Origin of the sequence: Marinobacter mangrovi (assembly GCF_016798325.1) — a bacterium.
GTDB classification, from domain to species: Bacteria; Pseudomonadota; Gammaproteobacteria; order Pseudomonadales; family Oleiphilaceae; genus Marinobacter_A; species Marinobacter_A mangrovi.
Genome location: NZ_JAERVO010000004.1, coordinates 22,412 through 37,766, shown reverse-complemented (window position 1 = coordinate 37,766; position 15,355 = coordinate 22,412). Strand labels below are relative to the sequence as shown.

The window sequence follows — 15,355 nt, the reverse complement described above, 5'->3', positions numbered from 1 at the left end:
GCGTGTTCCTGAGCACTGCCTGCCAAGGCCGACAGTGCCTTTTCAAGTCGTCTGTCAGGCCACCCGGCCGTGACACTGCTTGTATTTCTTACCGGAGCCGCACGGGCAAGGCTCGTTGCGCCCGACTTTGCGTTCACTGCGCACGTAGGTCTCCGGTTGGCCCTGGGCCTGTTGCTGCTCATCGTCGCCGTCACCGGCGGCTGATTGCGCGGTGGCGCTGGCCTGCTCATGCTTCAGGTTGGCAGCGGCCATCTGGCGCTCCAGCTCTTCACGGCGCCGACGCTCGATCTCTTCCATCTCAGTCTCACCCTGGACCCGCACGTGGCAGAGAATCCGGGTGACGTCTCGCTTCATGGCGTCCAGCATGGCTTCGAACAGGTTGAACGCCTCACGCTTGTATTCCTGTTTCGGGTTCTTCTGAGCGTAGCCGCGCAGATGGATACCGCGACGCAGGTGGTCCATGTTGGACAGGTGCTCTTTCCAGAGGGTATCCAGCACCTGCAGGAAGACCTGTTTCTCGAAGTTGCGCATGGCTTCGGCCCCGGCAACCTCTTCCTTCTCACGGTAGACCTTGATGATTTCCTCGAGAATGCGTTCCCGGAGGTTCTCTTCGTAGAGACTCTGGTCTTCATCCAGCCATTTCTGGACCGGCAGCTCCACCGCCAGTTCAGACTGCAACTGAGCCTCTAGACCGGCGACATCCCACTGTTCCGGCATGCTCTGCGGCGGGATGTACTCGCTGATCACGCTGTCGACCACATCGGCGCGCACGGTATCGACCAGTTCGCTGATGTCTTCGGAAGCCATGACCTCGTTACGCTGCTCGTAGATGACACTGCGCTGGTCGTTGGCGACGTCGTCGTACTCCAGCAACGTCTTCCGCATGTCGAAGTTACGGCCTTCAACCTTGCGCTGTGATTTTTCAATGGCGTTGGTGACCATGCGGTGTTCGATGGCCTCGCCCTTCTTCATGCCCATCGCCTGCATGATGTTCTTCACGCGATCCGGGGCGAAGATCCGCATCAGGTTGTCTTCCAGCGACAGGAAGAAACGGGAGGAACCCGGATCCCCCTGACGGCCGGCACGACCACGCAGCTGGTTGTCGATACGGCGGGATTCGTGACGTTCGGTACCCACAATGTGCAGGCCGCCCGCTTCCAATACCTTGTTGTGGGTCTCGGTCCACTCCGCCTTGACCCGGGCCACCTGCTCTTCGGTCGGATTTTCCAACTGGGCGACCTCTTCTTCCCAGTTACCGCCGAGCACGATGTCCGTACCCCGGCCCGCCATGTTGGTGGCGATGGTCACCGCCCCCGGACGACCGGCCTGGGCGATGACGTGGGCCTCTTTCTCGTGCTGCTTGGCGTTCAGGACCTGGTGGTCGATCTTGGCCTTGCGCAGCAGCATCGACAGCAGTTCGGAGGCTTCGATGGAGCCGGTGCCCACCAGCACCGGACGACCTTCACTGGTGACGTCCTTGATTTCGTCGATGATCGCCTGGTACTTCTCTTCCTGCGTCAGGTAGACCAGATCGTTGTAGTCAATACGCTGAATCGGACGGTTGGGCGGAATAACCACCACGTCCAGGCCGTAGATCTGGCGGAACTCGAAGGCTTCCGTGTCGGCGGTACCGGTCATGCCAGCCAGTTTGTTATACAGACGGAAGTAGTTCTGGAAGGTGGTGGAGGCCAGGGTCTGACTCTCGGCCTGGATATTGACGCCTTCTTTGGCCTCGATGGCCTGGTGCAGGCCCTCGCTCCAACGGCGGCCCGGCATGGTCCGACCGGTGTGTTCATCAACGATCACCACCTGACCGCCCTGGACGATGTAGTCCACGTCGCGCTGGAACAGGTGATGCGCCCGCAGCGCTGAATGCACATGGTGCAGAAGACTGAGGTTCGACGCGGAGTAGAGGCTTTCCTCTTCACCCAACAGCCCCTTCTCGATCAGCAGGTCTTCCACTTTCTCATGACCGGCTTCGGTCAGCTCCACCTGACGGCTCTTCTCATCGATGGTGAAATCACCGGAGGGCTCGCCCTCCTCCACCGGCTCGCCCTTATCCAGGCTCGGAACCAGCGTATTCACCGCCAGGTAGACCTTGGAGCTGTCTTCCGCCGCACCGGAGATGATCAGCGGGGTACGCGCTTCGTCGATCAGGATGGAGTCAACTTCGTCCACAATGGCGTAGTTCAGGCCGCGCTGCACCTTGTCGGCGGTGCTGAACGCCATGTTGTCACGCAGGTAATCAAACCCGAATTCGTTATTGGTGCCGTAGGTGATGTCGGCGGCATAAGCTTCACGCTTGGCTGCCGCATCCTGACCGGCAACGATGACGCCCACTTGCAGGCCGAGGAAGCGATAGAGCTTGCCCATCCACTCGGCATCCCGGGAGGCGAGGTAGTCGTTAACGGTCACCACGTGAACGCCATCCCCCGGGAGGGCATTGAGGTACACGGAAGCCGTTGCCACCAGGGTCTTACCCTCACCGGTCTTCATCTCGGCGATGCGGCCTTCGTGCAGGGTCATGGCACCGATCATCTGGACGTCGAAGTGCCGCATGCCCAGCACCCGCTTGCCCGCTTCCCGGGCCGTAGCGAAGGCTTCGGGCAGCAGTTGATCCAGGGTTTCACCCTCGTCCAGCCGACGCCGGAACTCGGCCGTCTTGCCCTGCAGCTCGGTGTCCGACAGCGCCCCGAAGGACTCTTCCAGCTCATTGATCCGGGAGACGGCCTTCCGCATCCGCTTAATTTCTCGGGCGTTTTTACTGCCGAACAACTTCGTTGCGACCTTCGTGAACATAGACCACTGCTTCTTTGATTAACGAAATGCACCCAGTGACCCGGTCGGCCACAGGCGCCTGCCAATTCAGGACCCCTTGCGGGGGAAGGCATCACAGAAGACACCGTACCGAGGCACGATGGGACAAGGGGACCCATCCCGGGTATGCCTTGAGAACGACTGAAAAAGTCCCGGAATCCGGAGGTTGGCCTGCGAGGCTGAGCTTTTCAGAAGTCCCCCTACAAAGACGGCATTCTAACCTTATTTCTTTTGCGGGCGAAAGGTACGGCCTTGTCCTCGGGTGACAGCTCACATTACAGGGTGTTAGTGCGCTATTGAAGAGCGGGCCGGCCACAAAAAAGCCACTGGAGGCGAACCCGCAGTGGCTTTTTACTGACGCTGACTCAGCGACTGGCCCGCTGGATGTAATCTTCCGGGTCGAGCGTCTTGCCGTTGCGCCGCACCTCGAAATGCACGTGGGGCCCGGTGGAACGACCGGTGCTGCCCATCTGGGCAACCACTTGTCCTTTCTCGACGACGTCGCCAACGGACACGTCCACCTTCTTGCAGTGGGCGTAGCGGGTGCGCAAGCCGTTGCCGTGGTCGATTTCGACCAGGTTGCCGTAGCCATAACGGTCACCAGCCCAGGTGACAACACCCGCAGCCACTGAAATGATATCGCTGCCTTCCTTGCCCGCCAGATCAACGCCGCTGTGCCAGGCGCGCTTGCCGGTAAACGGATCGGTGCGATAGCCATAGTGAGATGACAGCCAGCCCCATTTGATGGGACGACCGGCCACGAAACGCTCTTCCTCAATACGCTCGCGGGACAACAGCTGATCCAGCAGGCGCAGTTGCTGCTCGCGATTACTGATGCGGGCATCGAGCTGATCGATCATGGCGCTCAGCTCCGGGGTCTGGAAGGATTCGCCACCACCGGCTTCTTCCGGACCACCCACCGCTGGAGCCTGGTCAAAATCAAACTCACCGTTATCCAGATGAGCAGATTCCACCAGGCGCTGCCCCAGGGCATCGAGCCGCAGCAAACGCCCCTGCATCTGGCCCAGGCGCAGTGTCAACGCATCCACCTGCTGACCGGCGGTCTGACGCACATGCTGCAGCTGTGCCTGTTGCTCACCCAGGCGGGATTCCCAGCTTTTAACCAGAGGCGCCGACGCGCCATAAGCCACCGGCTCCGGCGCCTTGGACGCCAGCCTGTATCCGGCCCAACCAGCACCACCGATCACGGCGGCGCTCAGCACGAATGCGCAGGCGACAACGCCGATGCTCACGTGCAACGACCGGGACTGCCCGGGATTTTTACCAACGAAGATAATGTTCATAATAAGTCGATCACATTCCCCGAACGACGCCGGTCTTGTTACCGCCAGCTATCGCCCAACACAAACGCGCCTGTCTGGCCTACATGCCCCGGCGCCGCACAATGGGCCATTTCGGCATGGAGACGATCACGGCACCCCGACCTCCGCCTTGAAACAGCGCTGGACAGGGACCAATTCAAGAGGGTAAAAACAGTCTAATACAGGCCACATCCACAAACCGTGCCAAATAGTAACCAATCGTAACGGGTACCGTCGAGTCCCGGCGCCGTCCAGAGCATCGAATGCCGTGAGAAAACGATGAAGCGCAAGACCCAACTCACACTGGATCCCAGCGATTCCCGCCACGAACCTAACCTGCGCAGGTTGCTGGCCCATGCCGAGATCCACCGTCGGGCGGAACAGCTGGTGCTGGCCTCCATCCCGGCCAACCTGCGTGACCACTGCCGCTTTCTCAGTTATCACGATGGCGATCTGGCCGTGTCGGCCGACGGCAGCGTCGTGGCCAGCCAGGTGCGTCTGCGGCAGCGCGAGATTCTGGCGGAACTGAGAAAGGATCCGGATTTCCAGTACGCCTGGCGCTTGAAGGTCAAGGTGGCACCGCCGCGCCCGAAGGCAAAGGCCGTGTTCAAGAAGGAGCCGTTAAGTAACGAAAATGCCCGGCTCCTCAAAGAGGAAGCCGGGCATACGAAGGACGAAGGTTTACGCGAAGTTCTCGAAAAACTCTCCCGTCACGTCAAGGACGGGGAGGACTGAGTATCCTGCCTCAGGCCTGTGACGCGAGAACGGGCTTGAGATACGAAATCGGAGCCGTGGCCTCGTCTTCGAAGGTCACCACTTCCCACGCATCTTCTTCAGCCAGCAGCTTGCGCAGCAGCTTGTTGTTCAGGTCGTGACCTGACTTCACGCCGCGGAATTCGCCAATCAGGCTGTTGCCCAGCAGGTACAGGTCACCGATGGCGTCCAGTACCTTGTGCTTGACGAACTCATCTTCGTAACGCAAGCCGTCTTCGTTGAGGATTTTGTAGTCGTCAACGACGATGGCGTTGTCCACGCTGCCGCCCAGCGCCAGGTTCATGGAGCGCAACTTCTCGATGTCACGCATGAACCCGAAGGTGCGGGCCCGGCTGACTTCCTTCACGAACGACGTGCTGGAAAAGTCTACCGTGGCGTTCTGGGCACGGCCCTTGAAGACCGGATGGTCAAAGTCGATGCCGAAACTGACCTTGAAGCCTTCAAACGGCAGGAACGTCGCCTTTTTGTCGTCTTCTTCCAGCGTCACTTCCCGCTTGATGCGGATGAAGCGCTTGGCCGCGTCCTGCTCGGCAATGCCCGCCGATTGCAGGAGAAAGACGAAAGGCCCGGCACTGCCGTCCATGATGGGCACTTCGGCCGCACTCAGCTCCACGAAGCAGTTGTCGATGCCCAGCCCCGCCATAGCAGAGAGTAGGTGCTCGACGGTTGCCACGCGGACACCGTTCTTGACCAGTGTCGTGGACAGCATGGTTTCGCCGACGTTCTCAGCGCACGCCTTGATCTCGACAACCGGATCCAGATCCGTCCGCCGAAACACAATCCCTGTCTCGACCGGCGCAGGCTTGAGCGTCAGATAGACTTTCTCACCCGAGTGCAAACCGACACCGGTCGCACGGATGGTGTTTTTGAGCGTACGTTGTCTGATCATCGTACAAAAATCCGTCACAAATGTTAGATATTATTCGGGCAAAAACTGCGCGAAGCTTACCAGAAAGTCCTACTGAACACCATTTAACCAATCGGTAATGTCCGAAGGCTATGACTATGACCTTTCTAGCTTCTTTCTATTCTATCCCGAATCCCTATTGAGACAGCTTATCAATCCGCCTGACGGCGCAGGAATGCGGGAATATCGAGATAATCCACACTCTGCTCTTCGCCGTCACGCTCCTGATCGATCGCCACATTGCCATTGGCAACGGCGCGACGACGCAGGACCGCCGGACGATCCAGCTGGTGATAGTCTGTCTTGCCATCCAGGGTGCGGGTGTTGTCGACCACCTTGGTCGGCTTGTCGCGCTCGCCACCCAGGCCGGTTGCAACCACGGTCACCTTCAGCTCGTCGGTCATTTCCGGATCGATCACGGTGCCCACAACCACAGTGGCGGCGTCAGAGGCAAACTCGCGAACAATGTCGCCCACCTCGGAGAATTCGCCCAGGTTGAGGTCCATACCAGCGGTGATGTTGACCAGGATGCCTTTCGCGCCCTGCAGGTTGATGTCTTCCAGCAGCGGGCTGCGTACAGCGGCTTCGGCGGCTTCGCGGGCGCGATTCTCGCCCGTGGCGCGGGCCGTCCCCATCATCGCCATGCCCATCTCGGACATCACGGTTTTCACGTCGGCAAAGTCGACGTTGATCATGCCGTTGCGGGTAATCAGGTCGGCAATGCCCTGTACGGCGCCCAACAGCACGTCGTTGGCGGCCGCGAAGGCATCGAGCAGACTAGTCTTCTTACCCATAACTGCAAGCAGTTTTTCGTTAGGAATCGTAATCAGCGAGTCGACGCTGTCTTCCAGATCTTTCAGACCGGACTCGGCAACCGTCATCCGCTTGCCACCTTCGAAGGTGAACGGCTTGGTGACGACCGCGACGGTCAGGATGCCCAGCTCGCGGGCCACTTCGGCCACGATCGGCGCTGCACCGGTTCCGGTTCCGCCACCCATACCCGCGGTGATGAACACCATGTCTGCGCCTTGCAGCGCCTCGGCGATGCGGTCACGGTCTTCCAGGGCGGCCTGGCGACCGACTTCCGGGTTGGCACCGGCTCCCAGCCCCTTGGTGATGTTGCCACCCAGCTGGATGACCTGTTTTGCGCCCATATCGGCCAGGGCCTGGGCGTCTGTGTTGGCGCAGATGAATTCCACACCTTCGATGTCGCTGGTGAGCATGTGACGGACGGCATTACCGCCACCACCACCGACGCCAATGACTTTAATGACTGCGTTCTGTTGAACGTTATCGACCAGTTCGAACATTTCCCCTACTCCTTCGTTATCTTTCCGGCCTTCGGTGACCGATATTTTTTCGAGAGACCTTCGTTTTTACTGCTCCGGCAATGCCGGTCATGCCACGTTTCCCGGGTTCGTCAGAAATTCCCTGTGAACCAGGCTTTCATGCGCTCCAGCAGAGAGGGGGCATCCTCCTGCTTGAGCACCGGCCCCTTACCCAGATCCATCTGGCGGAACCCGTAGATCAACAACCCGACACCCGTGGCGTAGATCGGGTTATTGACTACATCGGTCATGCCGGACACGGCCTGCGGTGACGCCAAGCGCACCGGCATGTGGAAAATTTCTTCGGCCAGTTCCACGACACCTTCCATCGTGGACGAGCCGCCCGTGATGACGATCCCGGCCGGAATCATCTCTTCAAAGCCCGAGCGGCGCAGTTCCGCCTGCACCAGGGTGAACAGCTCCTCGTAGCGCGGCTCGACCACCTCGGCCAGCGCCTGGCGCGACAGATCCCGCGGCGCACGTTCGCCCACGCTCGGCACCTTGATGGTTTCATCGGCACCGGCCAGCTGAGTCAGCGCGCAGGCGTACTTGATCTTGATTTCCTCGGCGTTCTGCGTGGGGGTCCGCAGGGCCATGGCAATGTCGTTGGTGACCTGGTCACCGGCAATCGGAATGACCGCCGTGTGCCGGATCGCGCCGCCGGTGAAGACGGCGATATCGGTGGTGCCACCGCCGATGTCCACCACGCACACGCCCAGTTCCTTTTCGTCCTCGGTCAGCACGGCGTAGCTGGACGCCAGTTGCTCGAGGATGATGTCGTCCACATCCAGGCCACAGCGGCGCACGCATTTCTCGATGTTCTGCGACGCATTCACCGCGCAGGTCACCAGATGCACCTTGGCTTCCAGACGCACACCGGACATGCCCAGGGGCTCCTTGATGCCCTCCTGGTTATCGATCACGAATTCCTGGGGCAGGATGTGGAGCACTTTCTGGTCCGCCGGAATCGCGACGGCCTGGGCCGCATCGATGACCCGGTCGATATCGGCCTGGGTCACTTCCCGATCCCGGATCGCCACAATGCCGTGGGAGTTGAGGCTGCGGATATGACTGCCCGCAATACCGGCGTAGACCGAATGGATACGGCATCCGGCCATCAGCTCGGCTTCCTCGACCGCCCGCTGGATCGCGTGCACCGTGGTTTCGATGTTCACCACCACACCGCGCTTGAGACCGCGGGACGGATTGGATCCGATCCCGACGATCTCGATCGTGCCGTCGAGTTTGCGCTTGCCGACAATGGCCACCACCTTGGAGGTGCCAATATCCAGGCCGACAATCATGTTTTCCGTTTCATCCCCTGACATGTGCTCACCAATTGAATGGTCTATGAATTTTTCTCAGGCGCTTTCTCAAGCGTCTTCCAGCGCACCGCCACACCGTTGGTGTAGCGGGCATCAATGCGTTCCACTTCATCGGCGCGCGAGGCCAGTCGTTTCTGGTAGACCGTCATAAACCGGTCGAAGCGACTGTCCACCTGGTCACGCCCCAGCGCGACTTCAATGCCGTTGGACAGTTTCAACGTCCAGGCGCCCCGCTTTTCCAGGGTCAGGCCAGCGAAGCCGATGTCCTTGTCATGCAGCTTGTTGGCCATTTTCCGGGCCACTGACACCACTTCCTCGGCCCGCTCCTCCGGTCCCGCCAGATGCGGCAGGCTACCTGCCACTTGCGGGTTGGCCGGCCGGAACACGTGACCCGAGCGACCAATCAGCTCGCCGTCATTCCAGTAGGCCAGCGGGCGCTCCTCACGGATGTCGATCGCCAGTCGGTCGGGCCAGACCCGGCGCACCGCGGCGGATTCCACCCAGGGCTCACGCTCGACCTGGTGCTTTACATCCTCCAGGTCGGTGGCGAAGAAGCTGCGACCCACCCAGTTGCCCAGGTCCGCGCGCAGCTGCTGCTTGTCCAATCCCTTGAAATCACCTTTCACTTCGACATCCACAATGGGACGATCCAGCGCGTTCAGCGCCGAGCCGGTCGCCCAGGGAACCAGCCCGGCCAGGATCAGCACCGCCAGTCCCAGTGACACCTGCAGCCATGGCAGCGTCTGTAGCCAACCCCAGATCACACCCAGCGGATTGAACCGCTGACGATCCGGCTCCATCGACGTGGCCCCGCGCCGCCTCGGCGGTTCCGGGGGTTGACGCATACGCAGGCTCAGCAGGTCACGCATCGGCGTTCTCCAGGGTGTCCTCAAGGATCCGGACCACCAGCTCCTCGAAACTCATACCAGCGGCGCGAGCGGCCATGGGCACCAGACTGTGATCTGTCATGCCCGGTACGGTGTTGACTTCCAGCAGCCAGAATTCGCCATCGGCGTCCTGCATGATGTCGACCCGCCCCCAGGAGCGGCAGCCCACCACCCGGAAGGCCTCCAGCGCCAGCTGTTGCAGGCGCAACTCGTCGTCTGGCGCCAATCCGCACGGCACCTGATAACGGGTATCGTCGCTCAGGTACTTGGCGTCATAGTCGTAGAACACGTGATCGGTACTCAGGCCGATCGCCGGCAGCGCGTGGCCCTGTAGCACGCTGACCGTAAATTCCGGGCCCTCCACCCATTCCTCGATCAGCACGAGTGGATCGTGCCCGCTGGCCGCTTCATAGGCGTCCACCAGTTCCTCGCGACTGCTGACCTTGCGGATGCCGATGCTCGACCCTTCCCGGGCCGGCTTGACGCTCAGTGGCATACGCAGGGCCGCCACGATGCCGTCCGCATCCTCTACTGAGGTCATGGTGCGGAACTTCGGTGTTTTCAGACCGCAGCCTTCGAACACGTATTTGGTGCGCAATTTGTCCATGGCCAGGGCTGAGGCCAGCACGTCGCTCCCGGTATAGGGGATGCCGGACTCCGACAGGATCGCCTGAATGGTGCCGTCCTCACCGCCGCGACCGTGCAGGGCGATAAAAACCCGGTCGCAATCCTCCGGACTAACCGCGTTGAGCAGGCTGCCCTGAACGTCAATGCCAAACGCGTCCACGCCGGCGGCGATCAGGGCATTCAGCACGGCGTCGCCACTTTTCAGCGAGACCGCCCGCTCGGCGGAATTTCCCCCCATCAGGACCGCCACGCGGCCAAGCGCATTCACCAGATCCGGTTCGGCGCGATAGATCGGTGCCGTCATACGCCACCTCCCGCTTTGAGTCCAGAAGCGGCCAAACGCGCCGCCACACCGCCGATGTCGCCGGCGCCCTGGGTAAACAGCACATCGCCGTCCTTCAGGGTGCGTGACAGGAGTTTCTGGATGTCGTCGTCCTTCTCGACGAAGATCGGTTCGATGTTGCCGCGCTGCCGGATGCTGCGGCACAGGCTGCGCCCGTCTGCTCCGGGAATGGCCGGCTCGCCGGCGGCGTACACGTCCATCAATAACAGCGCATCCACGTCGGACAGCACTTTGACGAAGTCTTCATAGAGATCCCGCGTCCGGCTGTAACGATGCGGTTGATACAGCATCACCACACGACGGTCCGGCCAGGCTTCCCGGGCCGCTCGGATCACCGCGGCCACTTCAGTGGGGTGATGACCGTAGTCGTCCACCAGGGTGACCGTGCCGTCTTCGATCGGGTAATCGCCATAGACCTGGAAACGCCGCCCGACGCCGGCAAAGCCGGCGAGACCACGGACGATCGCATCATCATCGACGCCCTCGTCACTGGCGACGGCAATCGCCGCCAGCGCGTTGAGAACGTTGTGGCGACCAGGCATACGCAGGGAGACCTTGAGATCCGACCGACCGCCGGGCCGCTTGACCAAAAAGTGTGTCTGCAGACCGTCGGACTGGATGTCGGTTGCGCGGTAGTCCGCCTCCTCATCCTCGATGCCATAGGTGATGATGGCTCGTGAGATCCGAGGGGTAATTTCCCGCACGTAGGCGTCGTCACTGCACATCACCGCCACGCCGTAGAACGGGAGGTTGTGAAGGAAATCGACAAACGTCTGTTTAAGCTTCTCCAGATCGTTGCCGTAGGTGTGCATGTGATCCGCTTCGATGTTGGTCACCACCGAAATCACCGGCGTCAGGTGCAGGAACGACGCATCGCTTTCGTCCGCTTCCGCCACCAGATAGCGCGATCCGCCCAGTTGGGCATTGGTGCCGGCGCTGTTGAGCTTGCCACCGATCACAAAGGTCGGATCCAGGCCGGCCTCGCCCAGCACCGAAGCAATCAGGCTGGTGGTGGTGGTCTTGCCGTGGGTCCCGGCGACCGCAATGCCGTGGCGATAGCGCATGATCTCCGCCAGCATTTCCGCCCGCGGAACGATCGGCACACGACGATCCCGGGCCGCTTTCACTTCCGGGTTCTCCGCATTGACGGCCGTCGATACCACGACCACGTCAGCGTCCGCACTGTTTTCCTCGCGGTGGCCGATAAAGATCTGCACACCCAGGCTTTTCAGGCGTTCGGTCACGGCGCCGGATTTCAAATCGGAGCCGGACACCTCATACCCCTGGTTATGCAGGACTTCCGCAATACCACACATGCCCGCGCCGCCGATGCCGACGAAATGGATGCGGCGGATCCGGCGCATTTCCGGAACCTGATACACCAGCGGCGGATTGGTTGATTCAGCCATGGGCCGCCTCCAGACAATAATTCACAACTCGCTCCGTAGCGTCGGCCCGGGCCAGTGAGCGGGCCGCGTCCGCCAGCGCCGCCACCTTCTGGCGGTCGCTGCAGAGGGTGCTCAGGGTGTCGGCCAACACGTCATCTGTCAGTTTGCTCTGCGGGATCAGGATCGCTGCCCCCGCCTGTACCATTTGCTGCCCGTTCAGGGTCTGGTGATCGTCCACCGCGTGGGGGAACGGCACCAGAATGGCGCCCAGCCCCACCGCGCAGAGCTCGGCAATCGTCAACGCCCCGGCCCGGCACAACACGATGTCGGCCCAACCATAGGCCTCGGCCATGTCGCTGATAAACGGCTCCAACGTCGCCGTCACATCCGCCGCCTCATAGGCCGCCTCGGTGGTCTCCAGATTGCGCGTTCCGCACTGGTGACGCACGGTGGGGCGCTGGTCTTCCGGCATCAACGCCAGTGCACGCGGCAGCGTCGTATTGATCGCCTGGGCTCCGAGACTGCCGCCCAGTACCAGCAGACGAACCGGTCCATTCCGCTCGGCAAACCGGGCCTCCGGCGCCGCCATTTGGGCCAGGTCGCCCCGTACCGGGTTGCCGGTATAGCGAGTCACCACCTGCTTGCCAAAGCTGCCGGGAAACGCCTCCATCACCGTCTCGGCAAAGCGGGCCAGGATCCGGTTGGTCATGCCGGCGATCGCGTTCTGCTCGTGAACCAGCAGTGGCGTCCGGGTCAGCCAGGCCGCCACACCGCCAGGACCGGTTACAAAGCCGCCCATACCGATCACGCAATGCGGTTTGATTCGGCGCATGACACCCATCGCCTGGACCAGTGCCCGCCCCAGCTTGAACGGTGCCAGCAGCAGAGCCAGCCGGCCCTTACCGCGCAGTCCGGAGACGGTAATCGTTGCCATCGGGATATCCGTTTCGCCGATAAGCCGCTCTTCCATACCGCCGCGGGAGCCGAGCCAAAACACCTCATGGCCCTGTTCCTGCAGACGACGGGCTGTTGCCAGCGCCGGGAACACGTGCCCGCCGGTGCCACCGGCCATGATCAGGAAGCGCCTAGTCGTCATAACTGGCCCCTCCTTTGGTTTTCGCCTTGCCTTTACCGGCCTCGCTGGCCTGCTCCAGCTTGTCCAGACGCTCCATCTCGATGCGCGCCAGAACCCCGACACAGACACAGGTGGCCAGCAGACTGCTGCCGCCATAACTGACCAGCGGCAAGGTCAGCCCCTTGGTGGGCAACAGGCCCGTATTCACCGCGATGTTGATCGCCGCCTGCAGGCCGATCAGCAGCGTCAGGCCGTAGCCGAAACAGGACGCAAACGGCATCCCCGCCTGCTCGGCGCGGCGCGAAATCACCAGTCCCACCCACACCAGCAGCCCAAACAGCAACAGGATGCACAGCGAGCCGATCAGTCCGAATTCCTCGGCGATGATCGCGAAGATAAAGTCGGTGTGGGCCTCCGGCAGATAGAAGAGCTTCTGCACCGAATTGCCCAGTCCGACACCAAACCATTCGCCCCGGCCGAAGGCGATCAGCGACTGGGTCAACTGGTAGCCGGTGTCGAACTGGTCCTGCCAGGGATCGAGATACGACACCACCCGCTTCAGCCGGTAGGGCTGGAACACCACCAGCGCCACACCCAAAGCCAGGCACACGGCGATCAGCGGCAGGAAGCGGCTCAGGCGCACGCCGGACAGGAAGATCATGCCCAGCGCCGCGGTCATCAGCACGACCGTCGCACCGAAGTCCGGCTCGATGACCAACAGCATGGATGCAAAACCGAGCACCAGCACCGGCTTGAGGAAGCCGAACCAGGTATTCACCAGTTCGTCGCGGCGGCGCACCACATAACCGGCGAGGTAGGCGATCAGGCATATCTTGGCTACCTCGGACACCTGCACGTTGAACAGGCCCAGCGGAATCCAGCGGGTCGAGCCATTGACCGTCCGACCCAGCGGCGTCAACACCAGCGCCAGGGTCAACAAACCGATGCCCAGCAACAGCCAGCCGCTGCGCTCCCACCAGCTCAGGGGCACGTTGGCCACCACCAGGCAGAGTGCAGCGCCCATAAAGGCATACACGAACTGCCGGCTGATGTAGTAGTAGGCGTTATCCATGTTCTGCGCCGCGGTATCCATGGACGCAGAGCCAATCATCACCACGCCGATCAGCAACAGCGTCACAGCACTGAAAATCAACAGCGGCAGCGGTTGCAGGCCGCCGGTACGGGGGAGCTTCATGGCAAGCGTTGCGTTCATGACAGCGCCTCCACCTGCTCAATAAAGGCAGCACCGCGCGCCTCGTAATTGGTGAACATGTCCAGGCTGGCACAGGCCGGCGACAACAGGACGCGATCGCCCGGTTGAGCCAACTGGCTTGCTTCACGGACCGCGCCGGCCAGATCATCCACGCGGCGCACATCGGCCTCGCTGGACAGAGTCTCTTCCAGCAGGCCCGCGTCCTTGCCAAATACCATGACTGCCCGGCAGCTTTGGCGCACCGGCGCCTTCAGCGGTGTGAAATCGGCGCCTTTACCGTCACCGCCGGCAATCAGTACCAGCTTGCCCCGGGCCGGCCGCAGGCTTTCCAGAGCCGCCACGGTGGCTCCCACGTTGGTGCCCTTGGAGTCGTTGATGTACTCCACGCCATTCAACGTGCGGACAAACTGGCAACGGTGAGGCAGCCCCTCGAACTGGCGGGCGACGTTCAACATGGCCTCCATCGGGAGCCCCACACAGTCCCCCAATGCCAGCGCTGCCATCACATTCAGCAGATTGTGGCGACCGATCAACCGCAGCTCATCGGCGCGGATCAGGTTATCGAAGCCGTAGGTGATCCAGAGCTGACCGTCGTCCTCACGCAGGCTGAAGGTGTCCGGGTTGATGCGGTGTTCGCCATAACAACGGAACGTCAGGTTGTCCCGGGCCATGGGCTGGCTCAGGGCATCGTCCAGGTTGATCACCGCCTTCTCGCAGCCGTTGTAGATGCGCTGCTTGGCCTGGAAATACGCCATCTTGGTGGGATAGCGATCCATATGGTCGTCGGTCACGTTGAGGATGGTCGCCGCCGCGGCGTTCAGCTCTTCGGTGGTTTCCAACTGGAAGCTGGACAGTTCGAGCACGTACAGCTCGACGTCCTCCGCCAGCAGATCCAGCGCCGGCGTGCCGATGTTGCCACCGACCGCGACGTTCACTCCGGCACCGCGGGCCATTTCGCCCACCAGGGTGGTGACGGTCGTCTTGCCGTTGGAACCGGTGATCGCCACGATCGGGGCCCGGGCCGCCTCGCTGAACAGGTCGATATCCCCCCGAATGTGCGCGCCTTTCTCCTTGGCTTCCTTGATCGCCGGAGTCGCAATGCTGATACCGGGGCTGACCACCAGCTCGTTAAAGCCGGCAAACAACTCGGCATCGAATTCACCCAAATGAACCGGCACGTCCGGCCAGTTCTGGCGCAATTCGTCCAGGCCCGGCGGTTGCTGCCGGGAATCCGCCACGGCAACAGACCGCCCCTGTTCACACAGGTAGCGCACGCACGAGAGCCCGGTCTTACCAAGCCCTACGATCAATGTGCGACGATCTGAAACAATGACACTCATCGACGATCC

12 protein-coding genes are annotated in these 15,355 nt (G+C 61.6%); 1 reads left to right on the top strand and 11 read right to left on the bottom strand.

Going from position 1 to position 15,355, the window contains the following annotated elements; all coding sequences use genetic code 11:
- Window positions 1-54 precede the first annotated feature (54 nt).
- Both secA and JL474_RS13135 read right to left on the bottom strand, forming a co-directional pair.
- Window positions 55-2,799, bottom strand: coding sequence for a preprotein translocase subunit SecA (secA, locus tag JL474_RS13140; protein ID WP_203142423.1), 2,745 nt, complete (start codon window positions 2,797-2,799; stop codon window positions 55-57).
- Window positions 2,800-3,182: 383 nt separating this feature from the next.
- The gene (locus JL474_RS13135) at window positions 3,183-4,121 is read right to left on the bottom strand and encodes a M23 family metallopeptidase (RefSeq protein ID WP_123636013.1); all 939 of its coding nucleotides are present in this window, start codon (window positions 4,119-4,121) and stop codon (window positions 3,183-3,185) included.
- A 297-nt stretch (window positions 4,122-4,418) separates the two neighbouring features.
- Between JL474_RS13135 and JL474_RS13130 the strand changes: the two genes are divergently transcribed.
- On the top strand, window positions 4,419-4,874 hold the full coding sequence (locus JL474_RS13130) for a DciA family protein (protein ID WP_123636012.1): 456 nt from the start codon (window positions 4,419-4,421) through the stop codon (window positions 4,872-4,874).
- 10 nt (window positions 4,875-4,884) lie between these two features.
- Here the strand turns inward: JL474_RS13130 and lpxC are convergent, their stop codons facing one another.
- The 9 genes from lpxC to murD form a co-directional block, all read right to left on the bottom strand.
- Window positions 4,885-5,802 (bottom strand): UDP-3-O-acyl-N-acetylglucosamine deacetylase, encoded by a 918-nt coding sequence (lpxC, locus tag JL474_RS13125; RefSeq protein ID WP_123636011.1) that lies wholly within the window; start codon window positions 5,800-5,802, stop codon window positions 4,885-4,887.
- Window positions 5,803-5,972: 170 nt separating this feature from the next.
- A complete protein-coding gene (gene ftsZ, locus JL474_RS13120; protein ID WP_203142422.1) occupies window positions 5,973-7,130 on the bottom strand; it encodes a cell division protein FtsZ in 1,158 nt (385 codons plus the stop codon).
- Between the two features lie 110 nt (window positions 7,131-7,240).
- Complete coding sequence (ftsA, locus tag JL474_RS13115; protein ID WP_123636009.1) at window positions 7,241-8,476, bottom strand: cell division protein FtsA; 1,236 nt, start codon at window positions 8,474-8,476, stop codon at window positions 7,241-7,243.
- A 20-nt stretch (window positions 8,477-8,496) separates the two neighbouring features.
- Window positions 8,497-9,342: a cell division protein FtsQ/DivIB gene (locus JL474_RS13110; protein WP_203142421.1), complete on the bottom strand. Its 846-nt coding sequence runs from the start codon at window positions 9,340-9,342 to the stop codon at window positions 8,497-8,499.
- Window positions 9,335-10,291 carry a D-alanine--D-alanine ligase gene (locus tag JL474_RS13105; RefSeq protein WP_123636007.1) on the bottom strand — a complete coding sequence of 319 codons (957 nt, stop codon included), beginning with the start codon at window positions 10,289-10,291 and terminating at the stop codon, window positions 9,335-9,337. The genes JL474_RS13110 and JL474_RS13105 overlap by 8 nt, the downstream gene beginning before the upstream one ends.
- The gene (gene murC / locus JL474_RS13100; protein WP_203142420.1) at window positions 10,288-11,739 is read right to left on the bottom strand and encodes a UDP-N-acetylmuramate--L-alanine ligase; all 1,452 of its coding nucleotides are present in this window, start codon (window positions 11,737-11,739) and stop codon (window positions 10,288-10,290) included. The genes JL474_RS13105 and murC overlap by 4 nt, the downstream gene beginning before the upstream one ends.
- On the bottom strand, window positions 11,732-12,814 hold the full coding sequence (gene murG, locus JL474_RS13095) for an undecaprenyldiphospho-muramoylpentapeptide beta-N-acetylglucosaminyltransferase (RefSeq protein WP_203142419.1): 1,083 nt from the start codon (window positions 12,812-12,814) through the stop codon (window positions 11,732-11,734). Before murG ends, murC begins: the two co-directional genes overlap by 8 nt.
- Window positions 12,804-14,006, bottom strand: a complete 1,203-nt coding sequence (gene ftsW, locus JL474_RS13090) for a putative lipid II flippase FtsW (protein WP_203142418.1) — start codon at window positions 14,004-14,006, stop codon at window positions 12,804-12,806. The genes murG and ftsW overlap by 11 nt, the downstream gene beginning before the upstream one ends.
- Window positions 14,003-15,346, bottom strand: coding sequence for a UDP-N-acetylmuramoyl-L-alanine--D-glutamate ligase (gene murD, locus JL474_RS13085; protein ID WP_203142417.1), 1,344 nt, complete (start codon window positions 15,344-15,346; stop codon window positions 14,003-14,005). The genes ftsW and murD overlap by 4 nt, the downstream gene beginning before the upstream one ends.
- Window positions 15,347-15,355 lie beyond the last annotated feature (9 nt).

What these genes read in the sequence shown, in the direction of transcription:
- secA (WP_203142423.1), bottom strand. Translation starts at nt 2,799, where the DNA reads ATGTTCACGAAGGTCGCAACGAAGTTGTTCGGCAGTAAAAACGCCCGA.
- JL474_RS13135 (WP_123636013.1), bottom strand. Translation starts at nt 4,121, where the DNA reads ATGAACATTATCTTCGTTGGTAAAAATCCCGGGCAGTCCCGGTCGTTG.
- JL474_RS13130 (WP_123636012.1), top strand. Translation starts at nt 4,419, where the DNA reads ATGAAGCGCAAGACCCAACTCACACTGGATCCCAGCGATTCCCGCCAC.
- lpxC (WP_123636011.1), bottom strand. Translation starts at nt 5,802, where the DNA reads ATGATCAGACAACGTACGCTCAAAAACACCATCCGTGCGACCGGTGTC.
- ftsZ (WP_203142422.1), bottom strand. Translation starts at nt 7,130, where the DNA reads ATGTTCGAACTGGTCGATAACGTTCAACAGAACGCAGTCATTAAAGTC.
- ftsA (WP_123636009.1), bottom strand. Translation starts at nt 8,476, where the DNA reads ATGTCAGGGGATGAAACGGAAAACATGATTGTCGGCCTGGATATTGGC.
- JL474_RS13110 (WP_203142421.1), bottom strand. Translation starts at nt 9,342, where the DNA reads ATGCGTGACCTGCTGAGCCTGCGTATGCGTCAACCCCCGGAACCGCCG.
- JL474_RS13105 (WP_123636007.1), bottom strand. Translation starts at nt 10,291, where the DNA reads ATGACGGCACCGATCTATCGCGCCGAACCGGATCTGGTGAATGCGCTT.
- murC (WP_203142420.1), bottom strand. Translation starts at nt 11,739, where the DNA reads ATGGCTGAATCAACCAATCCGCCGCTGGTGTATCAGGTTCCGGAAATG.
- murG (WP_203142419.1), bottom strand. Translation starts at nt 12,814, where the DNA reads ATGACGACTAGGCGCTTCCTGATCATGGCCGGTGGCACCGGCGGGCAC.
- ftsW (WP_203142418.1), bottom strand. Translation starts at nt 14,006, where the DNA reads ATGAACGCAACGCTTGCCATGAAGCTCCCCCGTACCGGCGGCCTGCAA.
- murD (WP_203142417.1), bottom strand. Translation starts at nt 15,346, where the DNA reads ATGAGTGTCATTGTTTCAGATCGTCGCACATTGATCGTAGGGCTTGGT.